26 protein-coding genes and 1 tRNA gene are annotated in these 24,969 nt (G+C 46.1%); 22 read left to right on the top strand and 5 right to left on the bottom strand.

Translation table 11 applies throughout. The annotated features are described in order from the left end of the window. Positions 1 to 12: 12 nt before the first annotated feature. The 8 genes from bamA to CWI78_RS07680 all read left to right on the top strand — a co-directional run bounded on the left by bamA (position 13) and on the right by CWI78_RS07680 (position 8,354). Positions 13 to 2,496, top strand: coding sequence for an outer membrane protein assembly factor BamA (gene bamA, locus CWI78_RS07715; RefSeq protein WP_126781861.1), 2,484 nt, complete (start codon positions 13 to 15; stop codon positions 2,494 to 2,496). A gap of 46 nt (positions 2,497 to 2,542) precedes the next feature. Further along, entirely contained in the window at positions 2,543 to 3,058 is a 516-nt protein-coding gene (locus CWI78_RS07710; RefSeq protein WP_126781860.1) for an OmpH family outer membrane protein, read from the top strand. A 3-nt stretch (positions 3,059 to 3,061) separates the two neighbouring features. Beyond that, positions 3,062 to 4,087, top strand: coding sequence for a UDP-3-O-(3-hydroxymyristoyl)glucosamine N-acyltransferase (gene lpxD / locus CWI78_RS07705; RefSeq protein WP_126781858.1), 1,026 nt, complete (start codon positions 3,062 to 3,064; stop codon positions 4,085 to 4,087). Positions 4,088 to 4,101: 14 nt separating this feature from the next. After that, positions 4,102 to 4,557, top strand: coding sequence for a 3-hydroxyacyl-ACP dehydratase FabZ (gene fabZ, locus CWI78_RS07700; protein ID WP_126781856.1), 456 nt, complete (start codon positions 4,102 to 4,104; stop codon positions 4,555 to 4,557). Next, a complete protein-coding gene (gene lpxA / locus CWI78_RS07695; protein ID WP_126781854.1) occupies positions 4,558 to 5,325 on the top strand; it encodes an acyl-ACP--UDP-N-acetylglucosamine O-acyltransferase in 768 nt (255 codons plus the stop codon). Beyond that, positions 5,325 to 6,464: a lipid-A-disaccharide synthase gene (gene lpxB, locus CWI78_RS07690; RefSeq protein ID WP_126781852.1), complete on the top strand. Its 1,140-nt coding sequence runs from the start codon at positions 5,325 to 5,327 to the stop codon at positions 6,462 to 6,464. The genes lpxA and lpxB overlap by 1 nt, the downstream gene beginning before the upstream one ends. A gap of 94 nt (positions 6,465 to 6,558) precedes the next feature. Then, the gene (locus tag CWI78_RS07685; RefSeq protein WP_126781850.1) at positions 6,559 to 7,521 is read left to right on the top strand and encodes a glutathione S-transferase family protein; all 963 of its coding nucleotides are present in this window, start codon (positions 6,559 to 6,561) and stop codon (positions 7,519 to 7,521) included. Continuing rightward, positions 7,518 to 8,354: a pirin family protein gene (locus tag CWI78_RS07680; RefSeq protein WP_126781848.1), complete on the top strand. Its 837-nt coding sequence runs from the start codon at positions 7,518 to 7,520 to the stop codon at positions 8,352 to 8,354. Before CWI78_RS07685 ends, CWI78_RS07680 begins: the two co-directional genes overlap by 4 nt. On the opposite strand, the gene CWI78_RS07675 is transcribed toward CWI78_RS07680, so the two are convergent. After that, a complete protein-coding gene (locus CWI78_RS07675; protein ID WP_126782181.1) occupies positions 8,351 to 9,994 on the bottom strand; it encodes a tetratricopeptide repeat-containing response regulator in 1,644 nt (547 codons plus the stop codon). The two genes, CWI78_RS07680 and CWI78_RS07675, sit on opposite strands and share 4 nt — an antisense overlap. 85 nt (positions 9,995 to 10,079) lie before the next feature. Between CWI78_RS07675 and CWI78_RS07670 the strand changes: the two genes are divergently transcribed. Continuing rightward, positions 10,080 to 11,048 carry an NAD(P)H-quinone oxidoreductase gene (locus tag CWI78_RS07670; protein ID WP_126781847.1) on the top strand — a complete coding sequence of 323 codons (969 nt, stop codon included), beginning with the start codon at positions 10,080 to 10,082 and terminating at the stop codon, positions 11,046 to 11,048. A 4-nt stretch (positions 11,049 to 11,052) separates the two neighbouring features. Here CWI78_RS07670 and CWI78_RS07665 read toward each other — a convergent pair. Beyond that, positions 11,053 to 11,137, bottom strand: a tRNA-Tyr gene (locus CWI78_RS07665). A 111-nt stretch (positions 11,138 to 11,248) separates the two neighbouring features. On the opposite strand from CWI78_RS07665, the gene CWI78_RS07660 reads away from it, so the two are divergent. The 7 genes from CWI78_RS07660 (at position 11,249) to CWI78_RS07630 (ending at position 18,486) form a co-directional block, all read left to right on the top strand. Continuing rightward, positions 11,249 to 11,719 carry a VC2046/SO_2500 family protein gene (locus tag CWI78_RS07660; protein ID WP_126781845.1) on the top strand — a complete coding sequence of 157 codons (471 nt, stop codon included), beginning with the start codon at positions 11,249 to 11,251 and terminating at the stop codon, positions 11,717 to 11,719. A gap of 84 nt (positions 11,720 to 11,803) precedes the next feature. Beyond that, the gene (gene xerD, locus CWI78_RS07655) at positions 11,804 to 12,706 is read left to right on the top strand and encodes a site-specific tyrosine recombinase XerD (RefSeq protein ID WP_126781843.1); all 903 of its coding nucleotides are present in this window, start codon (positions 11,804 to 11,806) and stop codon (positions 12,704 to 12,706) included. Between the two features lie 55 nt (positions 12,707 to 12,761). Beyond that, entirely contained in the window at positions 12,762 to 13,493 is a 732-nt protein-coding gene (locus tag CWI78_RS07650; RefSeq protein WP_126781841.1) for a thioredoxin fold domain-containing protein, read from the top strand. 3 nt (positions 13,494 to 13,496) lie between these two features. Next, a complete protein-coding gene (recJ, locus tag CWI78_RS07645) occupies positions 13,497 to 15,209 on the top strand; it encodes a single-stranded-DNA-specific exonuclease RecJ (protein ID WP_126781839.1) in 1,713 nt (570 codons plus the stop codon). A 39-nt stretch (positions 15,210 to 15,248) separates the two neighbouring features. Then, a protein-coding gene (gene prfB / locus CWI78_RS07640) for a peptide chain release factor 2 (RefSeq protein WP_126781837.1) occupies positions 15,249 to 16,347 on the top strand; the annotation gives its coding sequence in 2 pieces (ribosomal slippage) (positions 15,249 to 15,323 and positions 15,325 to 16,347; 1,098 coding nt in all). A gap of 36 nt (positions 16,348 to 16,383) precedes the next feature. Further along, the gene (gene lysS / locus CWI78_RS07635; protein ID WP_126781835.1) at positions 16,384 to 17,895 is read left to right on the top strand and encodes a lysine--tRNA ligase; all 1,512 of its coding nucleotides are present in this window, start codon (positions 16,384 to 16,386) and stop codon (positions 17,893 to 17,895) included. A gap of 108 nt (positions 17,896 to 18,003) precedes the next feature. Beyond that, positions 18,004 to 18,486, top strand: a complete 483-nt coding sequence (locus CWI78_RS07630) for a methylated-DNA--[protein]-cysteine S-methyltransferase (protein WP_126781834.1) — start codon at positions 18,004 to 18,006, stop codon at positions 18,484 to 18,486. A 64-nt stretch (positions 18,487 to 18,550) separates the two neighbouring features. Here the strand turns inward: CWI78_RS07630 and CWI78_RS07625 are convergent, their stop codons facing one another. Both CWI78_RS07625 and ygfZ read right to left on the bottom strand, forming a co-directional pair. Beyond that, the gene (locus CWI78_RS07625; RefSeq protein WP_126781832.1) at positions 18,551 to 19,033 is read right to left on the bottom strand and encodes an FKBP-type peptidyl-prolyl cis-trans isomerase; all 483 of its coding nucleotides are present in this window, start codon (positions 19,031 to 19,033) and stop codon (positions 18,551 to 18,553) included. A gap of 4 nt (positions 19,034 to 19,037) precedes the next feature. Then, positions 19,038 to 19,931 carry a CAF17-like 4Fe-4S cluster assembly/insertion protein YgfZ gene (gene ygfZ / locus CWI78_RS07620; RefSeq protein WP_126781830.1) on the bottom strand — a complete coding sequence of 298 codons (894 nt, stop codon included), beginning with the start codon at positions 19,929 to 19,931 and terminating at the stop codon, positions 19,038 to 19,040. An 80-nt stretch (positions 19,932 to 20,011) separates the two neighbouring features. Between ygfZ and CWI78_RS07615 the strand changes: the two genes are divergently transcribed. Together CWI78_RS07615 and CWI78_RS07610 are read left to right on the top strand one after the other, a co-directional pair. Next, the gene (locus tag CWI78_RS07615) at positions 20,012 to 20,284 is read left to right on the top strand and encodes an FAD assembly factor SdhE (RefSeq protein WP_126781828.1); all 273 of its coding nucleotides are present in this window, start codon (positions 20,012 to 20,014) and stop codon (positions 20,282 to 20,284) included. 32 nt (positions 20,285 to 20,316) lie between these two features. Beyond that, entirely contained in the window at positions 20,317 to 20,544 is a 228-nt protein-coding gene (locus CWI78_RS07610; protein ID WP_244213097.1) for a hypothetical protein, read from the top strand. A 2-nt stretch (positions 20,545 to 20,546) separates the two neighbouring features. Here the strand turns inward: CWI78_RS07610 and nadB are convergent, their stop codons facing one another. Further along, positions 20,547 to 22,148: an L-aspartate oxidase gene (gene nadB, locus CWI78_RS07605; protein ID WP_126781824.1), complete on the bottom strand. Its 1,602-nt coding sequence runs from the start codon at positions 22,146 to 22,148 to the stop codon at positions 20,547 to 20,549. 145 nt (positions 22,149 to 22,293) lie between these two features. Between nadB and rpoE the strand changes: the two genes are divergently transcribed. The 4 genes from rpoE to CWI78_RS07585 are packed head-to-tail and all read left to right on the top strand — an operon-like array spanning position 22,294 to position 24,890. Continuing rightward, positions 22,294 to 22,872, top strand: coding sequence for an RNA polymerase sigma factor RpoE (rpoE, locus tag CWI78_RS07600; RefSeq protein ID WP_126781822.1), 579 nt, complete (start codon positions 22,294 to 22,296; stop codon positions 22,870 to 22,872). A 17-nt stretch (positions 22,873 to 22,889) separates the two neighbouring features. Further along, positions 22,890 to 23,468 carry a sigma-E factor negative regulatory protein gene (locus CWI78_RS07595; protein ID WP_126781820.1) on the top strand — a complete coding sequence of 193 codons (579 nt, stop codon included), beginning with the start codon at positions 22,890 to 22,892 and terminating at the stop codon, positions 23,466 to 23,468. Positions 23,469 to 23,472: 4 nt separating this feature from the next. Continuing rightward, entirely contained in the window at positions 23,473 to 24,438 is a 966-nt protein-coding gene (locus CWI78_RS07590) for a MucB/RseB C-terminal domain-containing protein (RefSeq protein WP_126781818.1), read from the top strand. Continuing rightward, positions 24,438 to 24,890, top strand: coding sequence for a SoxR reducing system RseC family protein (locus CWI78_RS07585; protein ID WP_126781816.1), 453 nt, complete (start codon positions 24,438 to 24,440; stop codon positions 24,888 to 24,890). Before CWI78_RS07590 ends, CWI78_RS07585 begins: the two co-directional genes overlap by 1 nt. Positions 24,891 to 24,969: the final 79 nt, after the last annotated feature.

Genomic DNA, 24,969 nt, shown 5'->3' with positions numbered 1-24,969 from the left:
TAGCTAGTGATAATGACGTTTAAAAAGCTGTTAGTGAGTGCCATGATTGCAGGTGCAGTAGCACCAGCCTACGCACAAGATGAATTTGTTGTCGAAGATATCGAGGTTAAAGGGTTACAACGTGTTGCTCTAGGTGCTGCGTTGACCTACATCCCTGTCAGGGTTGGTGATGAAGTGAGTGAGCTACAAATTCGTAGCGCTATTCGGTCACTGTATTCATCGACACACTTTGACTATATCGATGCGCGCAGAGATGACGACACGTTAATCTTTACCGTTAGTGAGCGACCGACGATTGCCGAAATTACTTTTGACGGTAACAGTGATATTAAAGATGAGCAGCTTCAGGAAAGCTTGATAGATAACAATATCGTTACCGGTGAGCCGCTAGATAGAACAACGATTTCAGGCATAGAGAAAGGTCTGGAAGACTTTTACCACAGTGTCGGTAAATACAATGCATCGGTTGAGGTTCAGGTTGTTGACTTACCGCGAAATCGTGTTGAGTTAAGAATGAACTTTGAAGAGGGCGATGCAGCCGAAATCGCACAAATTAATATCGTCGGTAATAAAGCTTTTTCGGATGAACAGATTTTGGATGCGTTCGAGCTTCGAGATGATCTCCCATGGTGGAACTTTATTGGTGAAAAGCGCTACCAGAAACAACAGTTAAGTGGTGATTTAGAAACTTTAGAATCTTTTTACCGCGATCGCGGGTATCTGCGATTTCAGGTTGAGTCCGTGCAAGTTTCGATGACGCCGGATCGTGAAGGCATCTATATCACGGTTAATGTGAATGAGGGCGACAAATATAATATTAGTGAAACTGATGTTATAGGTGATCTGAAAGGCCATGATGAACTTGTTGGCAGAATTGGAAAAATAGAAGAAGGTACGCTCTACAATGCGGCTCAGGTAACCTACATTGAAGATATGATCAGCCGTTTTTATGGTCGCTATGGTTATGCTTACCCTGAAGTCCGTGCAATTCCGGAACATAATGATGAAGACAAAACGGTTAAAATTACGTTTTCGGTAAATCCGGGTAAACGAGTGTATGTTCGTCAGATAAGCTTTGAAGGTAACGGAGCAACACAAGATCGAGTTCTTCGCCGTGAAATGCGTCAACTTGAAGGTTCTTGGTTATCTGATAGCAATATCGAGCAAGGTAAAGTTCGTCTTGAACGACTTGGCTTTTTCGAAACCGTAGAAACATCTACTGAGCGAGTAGAGGGCCGCGAGGATCAGGTGGATGTCACCTATAAGGTAAAAGAGCAACCATCCGGTTCGTTTAATGCGGGTATTGGCTATGGTGACTACTCTGGTTTGCAGCTTAATGCGGGTGTTCAGCAAAATAACTTTTTAGGTACGGGTAACCGGGTTGGTTTTAATGTCAGTACCAGCCGCTTTAATAAAAACGTTAACGTTTCATACACAGACCCGTACTTTACAATGAATGGCGTTAGTTTATCGGGTCAAGTGTACATGAGTGAGTTTGATGCCGGTCAGGCTGAGAACTTAATTCGTTATAATCAGAAAACCTTTGGTGTTTCAACCGGGATTGGTTTCCCAGTTGACGAAATCAACAGTTTTAACTTTGGCGTGGGCTATAAAAACCAAGAAGTCACCAATGTTGATGGTTATGAGCAAATACGCAAATTCTATTCAGCTTACCTGAATAGAGAAAACCCGGACGACGGGGTTGCTTTCGATATTTATGAGTTCAACCTGGGTTGGTCCCGAGTGACATTGAATAGAGGACGTTTCCCAACAAGTGGTTCGTCACAGAAAGCCGGAATTGAAATTTCCGCGCCATTTAGTGATGTTCAGTACTTCCGGGCAAATTATGATTATAAACATTACTATCCTATAACTCGCGATCAGCAATGGACGTTCCTGACACGCCTGAACTTAGGTTACGGTAATGGGTACGGGTCGGATGACCGCGGTAATGATTATTTGCTGCCATTCTGGGAGTCTTTCAGAGTTGGTGGACAAGGTGATTTACGCGGGTTTGAACCGAACACAGTCGGGCCGCGGGCTATATACAGTTCCGCAAGCCAACTGCCAGCGCCGCCTGATGTGACCGGTGCGCCGGGCGGATTGCCATCTGGCGATGGTACTGAGAGGGTTCAGGTCAGTCGTTACGCTGTTGGTGGTAATGCGAAGGTTGTTGGTGGCTTAGAGCTCATTGTCCCCACACCTTTTGTCGATGAAGGTATGCGAAATAGTGTAAGAACCAGTGTCTTTGTTGACTTCGGTATGGTCTGGGATACAGAATTCGATTACGATAGATATAAAAATCTGGAAGTGGTTCCCGGAAGCGAACCGTTAACTGATTTTAGTTCTCCTGGAGATTTCAGAGCATCAGCAGGTGTGTCAGTGCAGTGGATATCTCCAATGGGTCCACTAACCTTCTCGTTAGGTCGAGCGCTGAAAGAAGTTGAAGGTGATGAAACCCAAGTGTTCTCATTTAATATCGGAACCACATTCTGATAATAATAATTACATAATAGTTACAAAAATTTGAAGGAGTTTTACCTTGAAAAAATTAATTAAATCAACAGCTGCGGCTGTCGCTGTTTCAACAGCACTTTTTGCCGGTGCGGCACAGGCACAGCAAAAAATTGGTGTGGTCGATATGATGGAAATATTCCAACAATTACCACAACGTGAACAAATTTCAGAACAACTGCAAACTGAATTTCAGGATCGCTTTGAAGAAATGCGTCGTCTTGAACAGAAAGTTCAGGAACTGCGTCAAAAACAAGAACGCGATGCGTCTATTATGTCAGCTTCTGAGAAAACTCAGTTAGAGCGTGATCTGGAGCAAACCATTTCAGAAGCTCAACTGAAAAGCAAAGCACTTCAGGAAGACACTCGTGCGCGCCAGAATGAGGAACGCAACAAGTTGCTTGGTAAAGTTCAGGAAGTGATTACTGAAGTTGCAGAGTCTGAAGACTATGACATCGTTCTTGAAAGCAATGCTGTTACTTATATGAAAGCAGATAATAACTTGTCTGGTGCTGTTGTCGAGAAAATGACTTCAGGTAACTAATTTATGACTGAGTACACATTGCAGCAGTTGGCTGACCATGTGGGTGGGGAGGTGCGAGGAAATTCGCAGCTCCCCATTTTGCGCGTGGCGACCTTGCAGTCTGCTACTGGCGACGCTATCGCGTTTTTGGCGAACAGTCGTTACAAAAGTCAATTAGAATCGACTTCTGCTGGTGCCGTTATCGTTTCCGAAAAAGACGATAGTGACGCAATTGATAACGCGCTTAAAGTAAAAAATCCTTACGCAGCATTTGCGCGAATAGCACAACTATTAGATACCACTCCAAAGCCAGCAACCGGCGTAGCGCAATCTGCAAAAATTGCTCAGTCGGCTAGTATCGGTAATAACGTCAGTATTGGTGAGTATGCGGTTATAGATGATGGCGTTATAATTGGTGATAATAGCAGTATAGGAGCGCATTGTTATATTGGTCCCGAAACTCAAATTGGTTCCGGGTGCACATTGTGGTCAGGGGTAATAATTTACCACCGTTGTGTGATTGGCAATGATTGTTTGTTTCATTCAGGTGCCATTATTGGTGCCGATGGCTTTGGTTGGGCGCCTGACAACGGTAAATGGCTGAAAATTCCTCAGTTGGGCCGTGTTGTCATTAAGGATAATGTCGAGATTGGCGCGAGCACAACGGTCGATCGTGGTGCGCTTGACGATACGATTATATCGTCGGGCTGTATTATCGATAACCAATGTCAGATTGCTCACAACGTATTCATTGATGAGGATACTGCCATTGCAGGTTGTACGGTATTGGCCGGAAGTTGTCATATTGGTAAGCGCTGTATGATCGGCGGAGCTTCTGCCATAAATGGTCACATTAGTGTGTGTGACGACGTGCAAATCATGGGATTTGCTATGGTGATAAAGGAAATTACTGAGCCTGGTGTTTATGCGTCAGGTATCCCTGCCAGCGGTCATCGTGAGTGGCGCCGCAATGGGGCAAGATTCCGTCAGCTGGACGATCTCTTCAAACGTGTTAAAGACTTAGAGAAGCAAGCTGACGATAATAACTGAGTAAGGTGAAAGGTTTGAAAATTACGGAATCAGGATTTGATATTCAAGGGGTACTGGATCTATTACCTCATCGCTATCCGTTTTTATTAATCGATAGAGTTATCGAAACAAACTCTAAAGATTCATTACATGCGATCAAAAATGTCACGTTTAATGAGCCAATGTTTAATGGCCATTTTCCGGCGAAACCTATTTTCCCGGGGGTGTTGTTGCTGGAAGCCATAGCTCAGGCCTGTGGTTTACTTGGCTTTAAGATTACTGAAAGCAAAAAAAGTGCAAATGATCTTTATTTGTTTGCTGGTATTGATAATGCCCGATTTAAGCGTCAGGTGATTCCCGGCGATACCGTTGATTTTTACGTCACCTTTGAAAAAGAGCGTCGTGGTATTTGGAAATTTACCGGGCGAGCAGAAGTTGATGGTGAAGTGGCCTGTACTGCCGAAATTATCTGTGCAAGAAGAGAAGTTTAAGTGATTCACGAAACCGCAATTATCGACCCCAGTGCAAAGCTCGGCACGAATGTTAGTGTGGGTCCCTGGACGGTTATTGGTCCTGATGTCCTTATCGGCGACAACTGTGATATTCGTTCGCACGTTGTTCTTAAGGGCCCGACAACCATGGGCAAAAACAATACGATTTATCAATTCGCTTCGGTTGGTGAGGACTGTCAGGATAAAAAATACGATGGAGAACCAACGGAGCTTGTTATTGGTGACAATAATGTGTTCCGTGAATCTGTAACGATTCATCGTGGTACGGTTCAGGATAACTCATTGACTAAAATTGGTGACAACAACCTGTTTATGGCATACGTGCATGTGGCGCACGACTGCATCATAGGTAACGATAATATTTTTGCTAATCAGGTTACTTTGGCTGGGCATGTTCATGTCGGGGATTGGGTTATCCTGGGAGGCATGACGGGTGTGCATCAGTTTTGCCATATTGGTTCACATTCTTTTGCTGCAGTTAACTCAATTGTGGTTCAGGATATCCCTCCTTTTGTTATGGCGCAGGGTCATAATGCCAAACCAAGAACCATTAATGCGGAAGGTCTGAAACGACGTGGTTATACTTCTGAACAGATTCAGAATGTTCGTCGTGCCTACAAAATCTTGTACCGTTCCAGTTTGACTATTGATGAAGCATTGGAAAGTATTGCTTCATTAAATGAGCCTGCACTCGAGGGCTTTACGCATTTTGTTCGGAACAGCTCGCGGGGCATTATTCGTCCCTAATGATCAGCAAGCAGAGGCCTAAAATAGCAATTGTCGCCGGCGAACATTCTGGCGACCTCTTAGGAGCCGGGCTTATGCGGGCAATCTTGAAACGCCATCCCAATGCTGTTTTTATTGGTGTTGGTGGCCCGCTGATGGCAGAGCAGGGGATGGACTCGTATTTCCCCATGGATGATCTGGCCGTTATGGGGATTGCTGAGGTGTTTCAACAACTTCCCAAGTTATTGAAACACAGGAAGAACTTAGTCAGTTACCTTATCTCCGAACAACCCGATGTGATGATAGGTATCGACGCTCCCGATTTTAATCTGACCGTTGAAACTCGCCTTAAAAAGGCTGGAATATCAACTATTCATTACGTAAGCCCATCGGTCTGGGCGTGGCGTGAAGGCCGTATTAAGGGTATAAAAAAGGCGGTAGACCATGTACTGTGCTTATTGCCCTTTGAAAAAGACTTCTACGATAGACATGAGTTACCTGCAACCTTTGTTGGTCATCCTCTGGCCGATGACATTCCAATGCATTGGGAGCAAGATTTAGCAAGAAAAGAGCTAAAACTGGAGTCTGAAAGCGAGTATTTGGCTATTTTGCCTGGTAGCAGAAAAGGTGAAATTGCTCGTATGGCGCCTGTATTTTTGCGAGTTGCAAAAAAGTTAGCAGAGAAATACCCAAACCTTCGTTTCGTGGCACCGATGATAAGCCAGGCTCGTGCTGAGCAGTTTCAGGAACTCATTAAGCAATACAGTCCAGAATTGACCATTGTGCTTCCTGTAGGCGAAAGCCGTAAGGTTATGGCGGCATCAAATTACCTGCTACTGACATCGGGAACTGTGGCGCTTGAAGCATTACTTATTAAACGCCCTATGGTGGTGGCTTATAGGTTCCATTGGTTGTCTTATCAAATTATTAAACGTTTATTCCATGCGCCGTTCTTTTCATTGCCGAACCTTTTAGCGGGCAAAGAAATTGTGCCGGAACTCGCTCAGTCAGAGGCGTCTGAAGAAGGCATCGAGCAGGCCTTAGCTGAGTTAATTGAGCGGGACAACACCGTTTTGCTTGAACAGTTCAAAACGATTCATCAGCAGTTGAAAGTCTCAGCCAGCGAAAAAGCGGCTAATGTTGTAGACTCCTTTCTATAGTTCTATTTTTTAGAAATAAAAACTGAATACATTGCGCTAATAATTCCAAAAAATAGACCCTATTATATAGGCATCTAAACAAGAGGAATTTATTATGGGTTTATTAGTGGATGGTCAGTGGCACGATAAGTGGTATGACACAGAGAAACATGGTGGCCGCTTTGTGCGCAGCGAGTCACAGTTTCGCAATACAGTCGCTAAAGGTACAGAGTTTGAGCCCGAATCCGGTCGATATCATCTGTACGTTTCTTATGCCTGCCCCTGGGCTCACAGGGCATTAATCTTCCGGAAGCTAAAAGGTCTGGAAAATCATATTGATGTCTCGGTAGTGCATCCGTTGATGCTGGAGAATGGTTGGGAATTTTCTGAAGCCCCTCTTAACGAGCCACTCTATGACGCTGATTTTCTCTATCAAATTTATCTGAAAGCAGATCCGGAATATACCGGGCGAGTTACGGTACCGGTGTTATGGGATAAGAAAACCCAGACCATAGTCAATAACGAGTCAGCGGAAATTATACGAATTTTCAATTCTGTCTTTAATGAGCTGACCGGAAATACTCTGGACTTTTTTCCGGCGAGTAAGCAAAAGCAGATAGAAGAAATTAACGAGTGGGTTTACAACGACATTAACAATGGTGTTTATCGTAGTGGCTTCGCTACCACGCAAAAGGCTTACGAAGAGGCTTATCAGTCTTTGTTTGCTGCACTGGATAAAGTCGAAGGTATTCTCAGCCAGAGTCGTTACCTCGCCGGTGATGAACTGACAGAAGCTGACTGGCGGTTGTTTACAACTTTGGTTCGCTTTGATGCGGTTTACTTCGGTCACTTTAAGACCAATAAGAAACGCATTGTCGATTACCCTAATATGTGGAACTACTTGCTGGAGCTGTATCAACACCAAGGTGTGGAAGAAACGGTTGTGATGGATCATATAAAAACTCACTACTATGCCAGCCATACCACAATTAACCCGACTCAGGTGGTGCCTAAAGGCCCTGAAATTGACTTTCATCAAACACATAACCGGGGTCAAAATGGAGGTGAAAAATCATGAGCGCGATTTTGGCTAAACACCGGGGTATGCCGGCTCAGGACGGTGCTGGGGTTAAGCTTACCCGCATCATTAATCAGCCGGGCTTAAAGCATCAGGATCCATTTCTAATGCTGGACGAATTTCGTTCGGATAATCCCGATGACTATATTGCAGGGTTTCCACCTCATCCGCATCGGGGATTTTGTACTTTGACTTATATGCTGGCTGGAACCATGGAGCACAAGGACTCTGTGGGCAATACGGGCGCCGTCGAGGCTGGCGGTGTGCAATGGATGAAAGCAGCGAAAGGAATCATACACGCGGAAATGCCAAAGCAGGTTGAAGGTTTGATGTGGGGCTTTCAGCTATGGGTTAACTTGCCGTCGGAGGAAAAAATGAGTGAACCCGATTGGCATGACTTTCCATCCGCGACTATTCCAGAAGTAGAAAGTGATGGTGCTCTTGTGAGAGTAATTTCAGGACAATATGAACAGAAAGAAGGTCCGGTAAGAGCGCCGGGGCGTGATTTTTTAATGCTGGACGTACACTTAGGGAAGAAAGACTTTAGCTTGCCTTCTCAGGGACAAAAACGTCGCCTGCTCTATGTTTATCAGGGCGATTTAACGGTTAACGGAGAGCTCGCAAAGGAAGGTGAATTGCTCGTGCTTGATCCGGCGGACACATTAACGTGCACTGCTAACGAAGGTGCACGATTTATTTTATTAGCCGCCAAACCCATAGAAGAGCCAATTGCTCAGTATGGGCCGTTTGTCATGAATAACTCCGGTGAGATTGAACAGGCGATAAAAGACTATCAGGCAGGGACGCTGGCAGCCAATCAAAAATTAAGCTAACGCAGTTCTAAGGTTTCGGTTTGCTCCAGTAATCGCTCATAGCGGTTACTGTGGCTGCTGGAAAGCTGCAGACCTTCTAACACTTTAAAACACTGATTACATTCTTTTTTCAATAAATTTCGCTCTGCCTTAGGGTTTTCTTCTATAAAGCGAACGGCAGCCTGAATAAAGTTAAGTGCGGCACCGCTATTCATTGGGGCTGCCTCCATCGCTTCACGGAATAACTCAAGGGCACGGCTGTAATGGCCTTCCTGGTAAGCTTCGGCGCCTGCTTTGTGTACTTTAAAGAATGCGTCTTGCTGCTTTTGAGCGGCGACAAGTCTGGCTTGCAGGATCTTCGTGGTATAACTGTCAAGTAACAGGTTGTCGTCTTTAAATGCGGCGAGGGCATTGGCTTTTTCGTATTCGCCGACATCCAGAAGAACCGCGATAACGTCTGGTAATAAATCTTTGTTGATGGGTTGGTTCGTTGCCAGGTTTTCACCCACAACTTCGTTTAACCGCTGTTGAGCTTCACGCAAACGACCATTAAACGAATCAATTCGTGACAATAAAATCGCTTCTAAATCTTCAAATGAAATATCAGCATGCAACAGATGCTCATCGTAACGGGCTCGCTGAAGCTCCATTGTTGCTTCGGTCTGGTACTTGCTAATTTGTTGCGGTGTGTCGCTGTGTTCAGCAGCATCAAGAATACTGCGCAAGTAATTACACAAGTGCTGCGCATTACGGAAGACCGACTTACGCGCTATTTGCAAAACATTATTCATGGCTTGTTTGGCTATATCAAAGTCACCGTTGTCGCGTGCTATATGAGCCAGTTTGGTTTGCCTTTCGATAGAAAAGGGCGCCATCGTTATTGCATCACGAGCGCTTTCCAGTGCATCTTCAAGCTGTTGTTGTTGCAGGTAGCACTCGGTTTTTAAATCATGAGCCTCAATAGCATTGGGCATGCGCTTAATAATATGATTAAGAATATTAAGCGCCTCTTCCGGCGAGTTTTGCAGTAAACGAGTTTCCGCTAACTTTAAAAATACCCAGCTATGAGAGTTCTCTTCAAGTAGATCTTTAATCGCAATTTCGGCTTTATCCAGTTGTCCGGTCTTATTGTACAGCTCAATTTGCAGCTTACGGCAATAATTGCTGTAACGACTGTTGGACTGAATGTGTTTCTGGCAGGCGCTAATACAGGCTTCGTAATCGTGATTCGTCAGGGCTTTAAACACATCTTTTAGCCACATGCGGCGCTTGTAAGCACGCATTAAACGAGAGCGTAAAACACGATGGGAAAAAGGCTTCATTAAATAGTCATCTGGCTGCAGTTCCAGCGCGCTTAAGACCATCGGACGGGTATTGTCACCGGTAATAATGAAAAACAGGGTGTGTTCCTTCATTAAACCACGCACCTGAAGCTCTTCAAGTACCTGTCGGCCATTTCGACCACGGCCCAAGTTATAATCCACTAACAGAATATCGTGCGGATTTTTAATGTAGGCTGCAATGCCTGCCTCGCCCGTTGTCTTGATCTGGACGTCCTTTGCCCCCAAATTTAACAGCAGACCTTTGAGCATAACCTGAAAGGGCTTCTGGTCATCAATCAATAACACACGTTTATCATTGAGCTCTAAGGTTTTGTCCATTAGTGTCAAACAGTATCCTGATAATATTCAATACCGACAGCATACTGGCTAATCTCAATAATGTTAAGCGGCAACCGAGGCTGATATGAAAGCAATTCAGATTTCAGAGCAAAAAGTGACATGGAAAGACGGTATTAACTTAAGCGAGCCGGATGCAGATGAGGTTCAACTGCGCGTTTTAAGTGCTGGGGTTAACCGCGCAGATTTAATGCAAATAGCGGGGAAATATCCGCCGCCCCAAGGCGCATCCGATATTCCCGGGTTAGAAGTCTGCGGCGTCATAGAGCAAGTAGGTTGTCAGGTTTCAGATTGGAGGCCGGGACAACGTGTTAGCGCGTTATTGGCTGGGGGAGGCTTTGCGGAACGGGTGAATGTTTCGGCAAAGCAACTTCTGGAAGTGCCGGAAGAATGGAGTAATGAAACTGCTGCAGGCTGGCTGGAGACTTTTGCTACTGCCTATCTAAATGTTTTCCAGTTGGCCGGGTTAAAGCAAGGAGAGCGTGTATTGGCTCATGCTGGTGCCAGTGGTGTTGGAACCTCACTCATACAGTTGTGCCGTGAAAGCGGTAATGACGTTATAGCGGTCGTAGGCAGCGATGAAAAGTCACGATTTTGTCTGAACATCGGCGCGAAGCACGTTATTAACCGATATCAGCAAGACATTGTTGAAGAAGTTAAGGCGCTGGGAGAAGTCGATGTCATCCTCAACCCGGTTGCCGGTGAATCTATCGCAAAAGACCAGCAGTATTTAAAGCAAGACGGTCGTATTATTTTGATTGGCTTAATGGGCGGTCGTACGGGCGAAGTTGATTTCGGGAGAATGCTAATGAAGCGTCAGAAGCTTATTGGCTCGACCTTGCGGGCGCTGTCTTCAATACAAAAAGGTCAGATTTTAAGTGGTTTATGGGATGACTTCAGTGACAAGTTTAAAACCAGCAAAATAAAACCTATTATCGATCAGGTTTTTATGGTCGATGATATTCAGCAGGCGCTGGACTATGTTGCAGCGAATAAAACTCAAGGAAAGGTCGTGCTGAAGCTGGCCGAGAAGTAATAAATGGTGGAGGGAGCAGGATTCGAACCTGCGAAGGCTGAGCCGTCAGATTTACAGTCTGATCCCTTTGGCCACTCGGGAACCCCTCCACTCAAGTGGCGCGTATAATAACAGCCTTAACTTAGCTGTAAAGAGAAAACTTAAACTTTTAGGACTTTGGCCGATACAGAACTATCGGTAATTGATAATTCAGAGTCTTAATGAGTCAAGTTTCTGCTGTTCAGAGTAATGCGGCTGATTTTTTTGAGCAACACGCAGGCGAAGCCGTTAACCACGGTTTTTCCGGTGAGTTTGCTTATTGGGTCTCGGCCCTGGGAGCTGACCCGGTTGTCTCTGAACGCCCAACAGAGGTGAACTGGCAGCGCTCTATTGGTGCTGGCAGAGCAAGGCCTTTAGATGTTCAGCCGAGTACTGTGATGGCCACAGGCGTTTATGCAACAGTAAGTCAGCTGTCGGACTTTAAATTACAGGACGCGACTCATCCTCAACCCCTCATTCCCGATGCTACGCCTGATCGCTTGCCTTTAGAGTTGATTCAAAACCTGGACTGGCGAGTTCGCCAACGGCTTGATAAAAAGAAACAACCGGAACTAGAAGAGAAGAAAGAATATCGCCACAGGGGGCCTGCAGGGCTTTACGATGTGCTGCAGAAGTTGGGTATCACACACTAGCACGCCTTTAATTATTGCGAAGAGTTTCCGCCGCTCTCTGTATACGGCATAATGCGACAATCACTTCGCTAACGTCCAAAACACATGAAGCAACTTCGCCCAGAGGATGAAGACCGTATTGATGCTTTTACTGAGCACTTATGGCTGCATCATGGTTCCAGCGATAATACTCAGGCAGCTTACCGCAGTGATCTTCGTCGTTTTTGTGACTACCTGCTGTCGCTTAAAAGGTCCTTAATGGAAACTGATGAATTGGTGCTTCAGGACTATCTGTTATGGCGTCGGACTCAGGGATTATCGCCGCGAAGTACTTCTCGTTTTTTAAGCTCAGCAAAGAAATTCTTCCAGTTCGCGGTCAAACAGAAGTGGGTATCGGTCGATCCAACTGCACGCTTAAAACGTCCTAAATTGCCTCAAAGCATTCCGCATTCGTTGAGCGAAGACGATGTTATTTCTTTACTGGACCAACCGGATACAGAAACTCCGATTGGTCTGCGCGACCGAACGATGCTGGAAGTACTCTACGCGACGGGCCTGCGGGTAACCGAACTCATTCGTTTGCAATATGATCAGCTCAGCCGCCAACAGGGGTTAGTGAGAGTCGTGGGAAAAGGCAATAAAGAACGGCTGGTGCCTTTAGGCGAAGAAGCGCTGGAGTGGCTGGATAACTATTTAAAACATGGGCGCCCGGCGATAACAGACAAAAGCAGCCCCTGGGTATTTGTAACGCAACGAGGCTCTCTACTCACACGGCAGGCCTTTTGGTATCGCTTGCGACATTACGCTGAAGAAGCAGGTATTTATGCGCATTTATCGCCACATACCTTACGCCATGCGTTTGCGACACACTTACTGAACCACGGAGCCGATTTGCGCGTATTACAGCTGTTATTGGGTCACAGCGATCTGTCTACTACACAAATTTATACCCAAGTTGCCCGTGAACGTCTGCAGGCCTTGCATGCTCAGCATCACCCCCGGGGCTAATTGCATTTTAGCCAGTAACAGGGTAGGGTTCGGACAGTTAATTTATGAGGTATTTATGCGCAATTTGATGTCTTTAGTAGGATTAGTCGGTCTAGTTGGTGTCAGTTTCAGTTTGCCGACGATGAGTGCTCAAAAAAATGAGGTTGATGCTCGTCATTTAAACAAGATGGGGATTGAAGTGCTATCGACAGAACCGGGGGAAATCGATGGTTATGTTCGTGCTATTACCAACCAGGGCATGTTTTATGTTTCTGAAGATGGAAATCGACTGATTAGTGGGAACGTTTTTGATATTACAGGGAGTGAGCCAGAGAATTTAAGTGAAGCCGCAATGGCAAGAGTGCGACTAAAAATGCTGAAGGGCTTTCAAGACGATATGATCGTTTATCCGGCTGAAAATGAAAAATATCAAGTGACTATTTTTACGGATACAACCTGTGGTTACTGCCAACGGCTGCATCAAAACATCGCCAGCTATCATGCGGAAGGCATTACGATTAAGTATCTGGCGTTTCCTCGCGGTGGCATGAGCAGTAAAGGTGGCCGTCAGTTGCAGACCGTTTGGTGCTCGGATGATAAAAAGGCCGCTATTGGTGCCTTTAAAGATGAAGAAAACTACAGTGGCAGTTCCAGTTGTTCTAATCCTGTGGCGGAACATTATCAATTAGGGAAATCGTTTGGTGTAACCGGTACGCCGGCTATTATTTTGCCTGACGGCCGCATGGTGCCTGGTGCGCTGCCAGCATCACGTCTAGTAGCGGAAATTCGTAAAGGTGAGTCTAAGTAATTCATGAGTGAATACGAAATACGTCGTTATCAAGTCGTTGACGATGACTTTTTGCCGCAACAGATACCACCTTTGTTGCGGCAAATTTATGCCCGACGGGGAGTTCGTAGCGCGGATGAACTGTCCCTGAAGGCGTCAGGTTTACTTCACTTTTCTTCGTTGAAAGATATTGAAAAATCCGTCGAACTGCTTCGAACCGCTTTAAGAGAACAGGAAAAAGTCTGTATTTGTGGTGATTTTGATGCCGACGGTGCAACGAGCTCTGCATTGATGGTTTCAGCGCTGCAGGCTTTTGGTTTGCAGCAGGTGGGTTATCGTGTACCGAATCGAATGACCGATGGTTATGGTCTCTCTGTCGCTATGGTTGAACAGCTGGCAAGTGAAAATGTGCAGCTTATTATTACAGTCGATAATGGCATTGCAGCGCATGAGGCTATTGCACTTGCTCGTGAAAAGGACATACAAGTGTTGGTTACCGACCACCATTTACCGCCTGAAGAGCTGCCTCCGGCTAATGCGATAGTGAATCCGAATCAGCATGGCTGTGAGTTTCCCAGCAAAAATTTAGCGGGCGTCGGTGTCGCATTTTATGTCTTACTTGCACTGCGTTCGGCCTTGCGAGAGGAAGGTATTAAACCATTGCCTAATTTGGCCGACTGGCTGGATTTGGTTGCTCTGGGAACCGTAGCTGACGTAGTACCATTGGATTATAACAACCGAATATTGGTTCAGCAGGGTATTGCTCGTATTCGTCAGGGTAGGAGTCGGCCTGGTATTAGAGCGTTGTTAAAGGTTGCCAACCGAGATGCTGGTGAGCTGGCTGCGAGTGATTTAGGTTTCGCGCTTGGGCCGCGTATTAACGCTGCCGGCCGATTAGACGACATCGGTTTGGGAATAGAATGCCTACTGGCTGGAGAATCTAATGCGCAACAGCTGGCACAGCAACTAAACGATTTAAACCAGCAACGTAAATCGATTGAAACGGAAATGCGCGAGCACGCCGAAAGCGCTGTCGCAAAGCTGCGTTTTGATCAAGGGCAGGTGCCTGATTTAGTCACTTTGTATCAGCCGGACTGGCATGCCGGAGTTATTGGTATTGTCGCGGGCAGAGTAAAAGAGCAGGTGAACCGACCGGTGATTGCGTTGGCCAACGATGACGATGAATTCTTAAAAGGCTCAGCACGTTCGGTTAGTGGTCTGCACATGCGCGACTTACTGGAACGTGTTCATAGTCTGCAGCCGGGCATTATGGAACGTTTTGGTGGACATGCTATGGCCGCCGGACTGACCATGAAAAAAACGAATTTAGCGCGCTTTTCCGAGCTGGCCGAGCGAGTGGCTTCCGAGTGGTTGTCGGAAGAACAAAAGCAGCGTGTGTTCTGGTCTGATGGTGAACTCACGGCATCACAACTGGCACTGGATAGTGTGAATATGCTGCAAACTGCCGGCCCCTGGGGCCAGCAGTTTCCCGAACCGATGTTCGATGGACAGTTTGAGTTAGTGGATCAACGTATTGTCGGCGAACGCCATTTAAAGCTGGTGTTACGACATCCGCAAGGCGAGTTATTAGATGCCATTGCTTTTAACGTTGATACACAACAATGGCCGGTAAGTCAGGTATCGGTTGTTGAACTTTTATACAAGCCTCAACTTAATCACTTTCGCGGGCGCACAAACGTCCAGTTGTTGGTGGAGCAAATCCGCGCAATACGTTAAACTACGTCCCTTTTAGAATTAACGGAATTAGGTAGTCGCATGTTTGAGACCAACGCAACCTACAACAACATAAAAGAAATGCGTGAGCGTAGTAATTCGCTTAGGGGGTATCTTTGACTACGATGCTAAGTTAGAGCGTCTGGAAGAAGTTACCCGTGAAATGGAACAGCCCGATGTCTGGGATGATCCTCCTAAGGCACAAGCGTTAGGTAAAGAACGTGCGGCTCTGGAACAAGTCATACAAACGTTGGATAAGCTCCAGCAGGGTCTTGATGATGTTGAAGGTCTTGTTGACCTTGCTGTAGAAGCAGAGGACGAAGACACTTTTAACGAAGCTCAGGAAGAACTCACCGGTTTAGTGAAACAACTGGAAGCTTTAGAGTTTCGTCGTATGTTTTCCAAAGATAACGATTCAGCAGACTGCTACCTGGATATTCAGTCAGGTTCCGGCGGCACCGAAGCCCAGGACTGGGCGAATATGCTGCTTCGTATGTACTTGCGTTGGGCAGAGGCACATGACTTTAAAGTCGAAATTACTGAGCTGTCAGAAGGTGATGTTGCTGGTATAAAATCGGCGACAGTACGTGTGGTTGGAGAATACGCTTACGGTTGGTTACGTACTGAAACGGGTGTGCATCGTTTAGTGCGTAAATCTCCTTTTGATTCGGGTAATCGCCGACATACCTCGTTTGCATCGGTATTTGTTTACCCAGAAGTCGACGACGACATTGACATTGAAATTGATCCATCAGATTTGAGAGTTGATACCTACCGGGCTTCTGGAGCAGGTGGTCAGCACGTTAACCGAACCGATTCCGCCGTTCGCTTAACACACGAACCGACAGGCATTGTTGTACAATGTCAAAGTGACCGCTCGCAGCATAAGAACCGTGATTCAGCAATGAAACAGCTGAAAGCTAAACTGTATGAATTCGAGTTACAGAAACAGAACGAAGAGAAGCAGGCGTTGGAAGATTCAAAAGCTGATATTGGCTGGGGCAGCCAAATTCGTTCATATGTTTTGGATGATGCGCGCATAAAAGATTTACGTACCGGCGTTGAAAACCGTAATACGCAAGCCGTGCTAGATGGCGCTTTAGACCCATTTATTGAAGCCAGCCTAAAAAGCGGGCTGTAAGTTTAATTTAAGTATCCTGACAGAGGAAAATCGATAATGACTGATAAATCGCAAGCACCTGAAGTAGACGTAAACGAACAGATCGCGCAACGAAAGGCGAAACTGTCGGCGCTTCGCGATAAGGGCATCGCCTTCCCGAACGATTTCCGTCGGGATTCGCTAGCGGCTGACTTGCACGCAGAATACGATGAAGTCAGCAAAGAAGAGCTGGTTGAAAAGGGGATTCGTGTCAAAGTCGCCGGTCGTATGATGACCCGCCGAATTATGGGTAAAGCGAGCTTCGCCACCATTCAGGATATGAGTGGGAAAATTCAGCTTTATGTTGCCCGCGACAATCTGCCGGAAGGTTATTACAACACTGAGTTTAAGAAGTGGGATTTAGGCGATATTGTTGGCGCGTCAGGCACATTGTTCATTACCGGAACCGGGGAGCTGAGCGTTCAGGTTGATGAAGTGCGCTTACTGACCAAGGCTTTACGCCCGTTACCCGATAAATTTCATGGTTTGGCCGATCAGGAGACACGTTATCGCCAGCGGTACTTAGATCTTATTACCAACGACGAATCACGTGGCACCTTTGTTGTGCGCTCTAAAGTTATTGATTACATTCGTCGCTTTTTAAGTGAGCGTCAGTTTCTGGAAGTGGAAACGCCTATGATGCAGGCAATTCCTGGTGGTGCGGCAGCGCGTCCATTCAGCACGCACCACAATGCGCTTGATATGGAACTGTTTTTGCGTATCGCACCTGAGCTTTATTTGAAGCGCTTGGTCGTTGGTGGCTTTGAAAAGGTTTTCGAAATTAACCGTAACTTCCGTAACGAAGGGTTGTCGACTCGTCATAATCCAGAGTTCACTATGTTGGAGTTTTACTGGGGCTATGCTGATTATCACGACCTGATGGATTTAACTGAGAAAATGTTGCGGGGTGCTGCAGAAGCGGTATTAGGCTCTGCTCAGTTTACCAGTCAAGGCGTTGATTATGACTTTGGTAAACCATTCGAGCGCATGACGGTATTGGAAGCTATCGTTAAATACATGCCGGAAGTGAAAACAGAGCAACTGGACGATCTTAACAGCGCGACGGAAATTGCCGAGCAGGTGGGGGTTAGCGTTAAGCCTTCCTGGGGCTTAGGTAAAATCCAAATTGAGATATTTGAAACTGTTGCAGAGCATCGTTTGATTCAGCCAACTTTCATTACCGCGTATCCAGCGGAAGTTTCGCCGTTGGCGCGCCGTAACGACGATAACCCATTCGTAACCGATCGTTTTGAGTTCTTTGCCGGTGGACGTGAACTTGCGAATGGTTTCTCAGAGTTAAATGACGCGGAAGATCAGGCTGAGCGTTTCCGTGAGCAGGTAGAACAAAAAGAAGCGGGTGACGATGAAGCCATGTTTTACGACGAAGATTACGTGACAGCGCTTGAACACGGTATGCCGCCAACAGCTGGTGAAGGAATTGGGATTGACCGCCTGGTCATGTTGCTAACCGACTCAGCCTCTATTCGGGATGTGTTGCTGTTTCCACATATGCGACCTAAAGCTGACTAATTGATTGGTTGAAAATTACGCAGAAAACGCGTTAACTGCTATAGTCCTTTTCTATAGTCAGTTAACGCGTTTTTTTATGATCGCAGTGTCACAGATGCGGAGGTTCGTATGTACTACTCTGAATTTTCAACGCCGTTAGGTAAAATGTATGCGGTTGCCGATAAAGAACATATTTTGGGGCTGTATTACAAAGGCCAGAAGCACTGCCCGGAAATGAGTCAGTATCAGTACTGCCCCGAAGATTGGTTACTGGAAGCTGCCGCCAGTCAAATACAGTCTTATTTTAGTGATTCAGATTATGCATTCGATTTACCGATAAACCCTTTGGTGACAGAGTTTCAGCGGCGGGTTTTATCTGTGCTACAAAACATTCCAGCGGGTACAACGTTAAGTTATCAGCAAGTAGCTAATGAATTGAATCAGCCTACTGCGACTCGGGCTGTCGCCAGTGCGATTGCAAAAAATCCGCTTATTATTGTTATTCCGTGTCATCGGGTGATAGGGCAGGATGGTTCATTGCGAGGTTTTGCTGCAGGACTTGAAAGAAAACAGCAATTATTAGATTTAGAACGCCGGGTTATTGCTGCTTAAATTTGTCGCTTAAAAGAAAAACCCGGCTATTTAGCCGGGTTTCTTTTAGCAACAACAGCAGCGATTAGTGATCTTCGCCTTCAGTGTGCACGTGACCGTGCTCAAGCTCTTGTTCAGTTGCGTCGCGAACTTCAAGGACTTCCACGTCAAAGTTCAGGTTAACACCCGCTAGTGGGTGGTTACCGTCGACAGTCACTTCTTCGTCTTTTACATCAACGATAACAACTGACTGTTCGCCCTGGTCGGTGCTGGCACGGAACTGCATGCCAGGTTGTACTTCATTCTCACCGAATAAGTTACGCGGTACAGTCTGGATTAAGCCGTCATGGCGCTCGCCATAAGCTTCTTCGGGTTTAACTTCTGCAGTGAAGCTATCGCCCACAGACTTGCCTTCCAGTGCATTTTCCAGACCAGGAATCAACATGCCACGACCGTGGATGAAGTTCAACGGGCTGCCATCTTTAGACTCGTCCAGGGTCTGGCCATCTTCCGTTTTAACAGCGTAGTTAATAGCCACGACTTTATTTGGTGCAATGGTTTCGCTCATAAATTTAACCTAATTGATAAGGCAGTGAGTGTATTTCCAGAAGACTTGCGTCGTCATCCCGAACTCGAATAGCTGTGTCAGTGTCTATGTCACTGGGTAAAACAGCCAATAAGTCCACTTGGGTGTCGGTGCGGTTCACTGCCATAATGACCGTACCTGCACGACGCCAGTTCTCGCCAATGGCTTTCTCTAATTGCGTACCAGCAGTAACTTGAGCCGTTACTTTACCGGATAAGCGAAAGAGCGCCCGTTTCTGTTTGCCCAAATATTTCATCCGGGCAATAGTCTCCTGGCCGATATAACATCCTTTGTCAAAACTGATTCCATCCCACGCCTGCAAATTCATCATTTGCGGGACAAACGCCTGGCTGTTCTCAAACGTAAGTTGTGGGCGAACCCGTTCAATTTCCAACGCATCCCAGTAAGGTTGCGGATAATCCGTAGAAATTGGTTGTTGGCTGAGTAACAGATATTGGTCGGGACTGGTCCCAACCTGTATTACCCGGCCATCAAATTCTGCTGCAACGCTGGCTGCTTTGCTACCGAAAACACCGGCAATAGTCCAGTCGTCGCTTACATCTTCAATCGTTACTTTACTAAAGACACCGTATTTCTTTAACTGTGTCAAAGAGCCCTCAATCGCAGTGCGATGCATAATCAAAAATAGGGCATCGGCTTCACGACAAAGCCAAAAAACACTAAAGGCTTTTCCTGTTTGATCGCAATGCGCGCCATAAAGCCAATTGTCTTGGTCGAGTTTGCGTAAATCACATGTCAGTTGACCTTGCAAAAAACTGTCAGCATCTTCGCCAGAAACAGAAAGGATACCATAATCCGCCAGTTGAACGGAAAGGCTATCCAGATTTGCGTCACTAAAATGCTGCGTTAACTCAACCACAATGACTCCTTATTAAATGGCTTACGTGGTAATATTAGGGCACATTATAGAATTACAAGGGCAATTGCTGCGGAGATTTTATGTTGCCGTTAAAACAATCCGAAGAAGTACTAAAAGACAAGCGTCGTTTACGTTGGGCCTGCCGACGGGGCATGTTAGAGCTTGATGTACTGTTTGAACCGTTTGTCGATCAAGCTTATGACGAATTGAGTGAAGAACAGAAGGCGGTATTTCGTCGTCTGGTTACCTGTGATGATCCGGATCTCTTTGCTTGGTTTATGGGACATAAAAAATGCGAAGATGAAGAGCTGGACGCTATGGTTCAGTTTATGTTGTCTCGCGTTAAAGTTTGAATCCTGTTAGTTTTTTTCGTCTGCAGCGACCGATGGCAACGTTGTCAGTGTCAGCATGTGGGCGCTATTGGTGGTGGCAGCAATATCGCTGGCGGTTCTTCAGCAAGGCACTAGTCATAAGTGGCTTAGTGGTGTTATTGCCACTGGCACGAAAAGCTGAAGATGGCAGGGAAAAGCGTTATTGGCTATGGATATGGTGGTTTCAGTTGTCGTCGGCGCAGCAATTAAAATTGAGGCGCCAACTGCAACTGTTGGCTTGAACTTAATGGCTGGGTGTTAGCACGGTTGGTTTAGTTTCTGACAATGTATCTGGGTAATCCAACGTGTAATGCAAGCCTCGACTTTCTTTTCGGCTAAGCGCACTTTTTACAATAAGCTCGGATACCTGAACTAAATTACGTAACTCCAGTAAATTATTACTGACGCGGAAATTAGAATAATATTCGTGAATTTCACGCTGTAACAATTCAATTCTATGCAATGCACGCTCCAGGCGTTTGGTCGTACGAACTATGCCGACGTAGTCCCACATAAACAGTCGTAATTCATGCCAGTTATGCTGAATAATGACTTCTTCGTCAGAATTGCCTACCTGGCTTTCATCCCAGCCGGGTATGTGGCTTAGAGCTTGTCGATGTGGTCGTTTAGACAGAATACTCTTGGCCGCCGCGCGAGCGAAAACCAAACACTCCAGTAGTGAGTTACTGGCCATACGGTTAGCACCGTGTAATCCCGTACAGGCAACTTCACCAACGGCATAAAGGTTGGGTAAGTTAGTTGCGGCATTCATATCGGTTTTAACGCCACCACACGTATAATGAGCAGCCGGAACAACCGGCATTGGCTCTTTACTGATATCAATCCCTAAGGATAAGCACTTCTCCATGATGGTGGGAAAGTGATGCCGAATAAAGTCTTTAGGCTTATGAGAAATATCCAGATACATGCAGTCTGCACCGAGGCGTTTCATTTCAAAATCGATGGCACGCGCAACGACGTCTCGTGGTGCCAATTCTGCTGACTCATGAAAGTCGGGCATAAAGCGACTGCCATCTGGACGTTTAAGCAAAGCGCCTTCACCCCTTAATGCTTCGCTTAACAAAAAACTTTGTGCATTAGGGTGGAATAGGCAGGTTGGGTGGAACTGATTAAATTCCATATTGGCGACGCTGCACCCGGCACGCCACGCCATGGCAATGCCATCGCCGCTGGCAATATCCGGGTTACTGGTGTATTGATAAACCTTGCTTGCTCCGCCAGTGGCAAGAACCACGCAGCCTGCAGCAACAGTTTCAACGCGTTCATTTTGGCGGCTCCAGACATAAGCTCCGTAACAGCCTGCTGGCTTGCCAATGCGTGCTCCCGTAATTAAATCAACTGCGTTGTAGCGTTCTAATACCTGAATATTGGGATGATCGAGTGCTTTTCCCTGTAATGTGGTCTGAACGGCTCGGCCGGTTGCATCGGCTGCGTGCAAAATTCGGCGATGACTATGACCACCTTCTCTGTTTAAATGGTACGCAGGGCTGTCACCCTCAGACTTTACCTGATCAAAACCGACACCAGCGTCAATAAGCCATTGCAGGCTTGCCCGGGCGTTTTCTGTGGTAAACTTAACCGCTTCGGGATCGCAAAGACCGGCACCAGCAATTAGAGTATCTTCAATATGACTTTCAATACTGTCATTTTTGTCGAAAACCGCTGCAATGCCGCCTTGCGCATAAAAAGTTGAGCCCTCAGTCAGCGGCCCTTTACTCAGCACGATAACGTTTAAGTCATCAGCTAACTGTAAAGCAGTGGTTAAACCGGCGGCTCCCGAACCAATAATCAGTACATCGCATTGATAATTTGCAACAGGTTCCATAAAGTACTCAATGTGAATTTTGAACGATTTTACGCATTTGGCGATATTTTTGCGAACTTTTTACATGCGGCTCTGTCACAGTCAGTAAGAATCAGGACGGGCCGCCAGTTCCAGCAGTTCCTGGGTTAAGGGAGAACAGGCTCGGATGAGCGAACAGGTGAGTGACCAGCAGTTGGTCGAAAGAGTACAACAAGGTGATAACCGGGCTTTTGATCTGCTGGTGAAGAAATATCAGCATAAAGTCATGAGTTTGATATCGCGTTACGTTAAACAACAAGGCGATGTGCCGGATGTTGCACAGGAAGCCTTTATAAAAGCGTACAGAGCGTTACCTAACTTTCGTGGCGACAGTGCTTTTTATACTTGGTTGTACCGAATAGCGGTGAATACAGCGAAGAACCATTTGGTTTCGCAAGGCAGAAAGCCGCCCGCATCCGATATAGATGCAGAGGACGCAGAATTCCTGGAAGGAGCTGGGGCACTAAAAGACAGTGCCTCTCCAGAAAGGCAAATGTTGTCTGATGAAATCAGAGATGTGGTACTGAAAACAATTGATGAGTTGCCTGACGATTTGCGCCGGGCAATTACGTTAAGGGAAATTGAGGGTCTCGGTTACGAGGAAATTGCGTTAGAAATGGATTGCCCTATAGGGACTGTCCGCTCTCGCATCTTTCGCGCTCGGGAAGCAATAGATAATCAACTCCGACCGTTGCTGGAACGGTAAACTAAAGAGGGGCAGCTATGTCTCGGAACAAGTCAGAATCAACATCCGCGCTGTTTGATGATCAAGCGATCAATGCTGATGAAATTGAAGCGTTATTGGATGATGAACAGGCAACACAGGAATGGCACCGTTACAGTGTTATTCGTGCGGCGATAAAAGGAGACCTAAACACTGATATCAGTATGGATATTAGTGAGCAGGTTCGTGCAAGTGTCAGTCAGGAGTCAAAAGTTGTGAAGCCGGGATTTGGTCGTTCGAAAAGCCAAAATAGGGCCGCTTCGCGTTGGTTCCAGCCTTTTGCTAAAGTGGCTGTTGCGGCCAGTGTCGCTGTTGTTGCGGTGATGACGGTACAAACGTACCAGCAACCAGTAACACCTGAAGGTGGAAGTGCTGAACCCGCATTACTGACTAACCCTATTGGTGGTGGCCGTGAGCCGGTAAGCCTGAATCATGTTGAACCTATGTCGCAAAACAATGATCAGCAGCGCCGTCGTCAGGTTCAGTCTTATTTGATCGATCACCAGCAACAATTGATGTTGCAACAAAAAGTAGACAGTGATGAGCAACCAGAGCAGGAGCTCAATAAAGGTAACTAAGACTATGATAACTCGGTTGTATCGGTCTATTTTTCTGGGCGCTATTTTAATTACTGGAACGTTTGCGGTTAGCGCTCAGCAGACTAACGAACAAGCAGAGAGTGGCGCTGACTGGTTCAACCGCATGGCAGAAGCCTTAACTGAATTGAACTTTGAATCGTCTTTAGTTTATGTGCATGGCGATCAGATTGAACCCTATCAATGGTTACAGGGCAACGACCCTCAGACAGGCAGCACTGAACTTCTCATTCAGATGAACGGCCCGGATTTTCGAATATTAAGAGTCGATGATCGCGTGGGTCATTTTCATACCTCAGCAAATAACTACGCATTAAAGTCCAATACCATTACGGCTATTTTTCCAGCCGCGTTTTCAGAATCTTTTGATCGTCTGAATCACAGCTATCAGATTACCGTTGGTGGCGGAGCTCGAGTTTTAGGACGTAATGCACAACATATTCGAATTTTAAGCCGGGATAACCAGCGTTATAGCTACGCGTTATGGATTGATCGCAAGCATGGTATGCCACTAAAAATGATCATGTTGAATCAGTCGGGTGATATTGTAGAACAGGTACAGTTGACCAGTTTATCTGTTCGCGACTCCGCTCCTGAAATAATGAAAGAAATTAAAAATATTGAAATGCCTCCTTTGCTGGAAGATCTTAGGGTAGAAACGCCAACGAATTATCCTGTCGAACCCCAGTGGGCGCCAAAAGGCTTTAAGTTACTGAGTCGGCAAAGTCATACGCTGGTTGTTGATTCTACGCCGGTTGATCACTATTTGTTCTCCGATGGCCTGGCGGAATATTCGGTTTATGTTGCTGAACTGACCGAAGGTATGGAAACCGACCTTGCGCTGTCCTCGTCACAAACGTTGTTTTCAAAACGACATAATGATTTTCTTGTGACCGTAGTGGGTCAGGTGCCGTTATCTATGGCTCAACGCATAGCAACAGAAGTTAAATAATGAAAGAAATAGCAGAAGTGACAGCGGTTGATGGCAACCGTGTTACCGTGACAACTCAATTAAAAACGGCGTGTTCAGGCTGCGCACAGGTATCTAACTGTGGTGCCGGCATTCTAAGCAAAGTATTTGCTGACAAAAATGCAGAGTTTACAGTAGTTACTGAACACCAGTTTAACCCAGGTGACCAGGTGCAACTAGAAGTACCTGAAACTGCGGTAACTCGTTTTGCCTTACTGCTGTATGGCTTACCTATACTAGTTTTACTGCTTCTGGCGGTGCTACTGGAAAACACCGCAACTTTATCCGAAGGTTTTATTATTTTGCTTTCTTTTGCTGGCTTTGCTTTTACCTTCTGGGGGTTAAAACACTGGTTCCGCAAACGCGACATTCAAGTCAATGCAATGGTCAAACTGGAAACTGTCGCAGCCGAAGTTCAGCATTCAAACCCCTGAACCGGCATAAAGTCCTTTGTTCTTGTCGCTAACATGAGTATGATCGGGGCTAATTTTTTAAGTTCCAGAATTCAGTTTT

It is taken from the genome of Idiomarina ramblicola, from assembly GCF_003987255.1.
Taxonomy (GTDB): Bacteria; Pseudomonadota; Gammaproteobacteria; order Enterobacterales; family Alteromonadaceae; genus Idiomarina; species Idiomarina ramblicola.
This window is presented reverse-complemented; position numbering and strand designations above follow the sequence as displayed.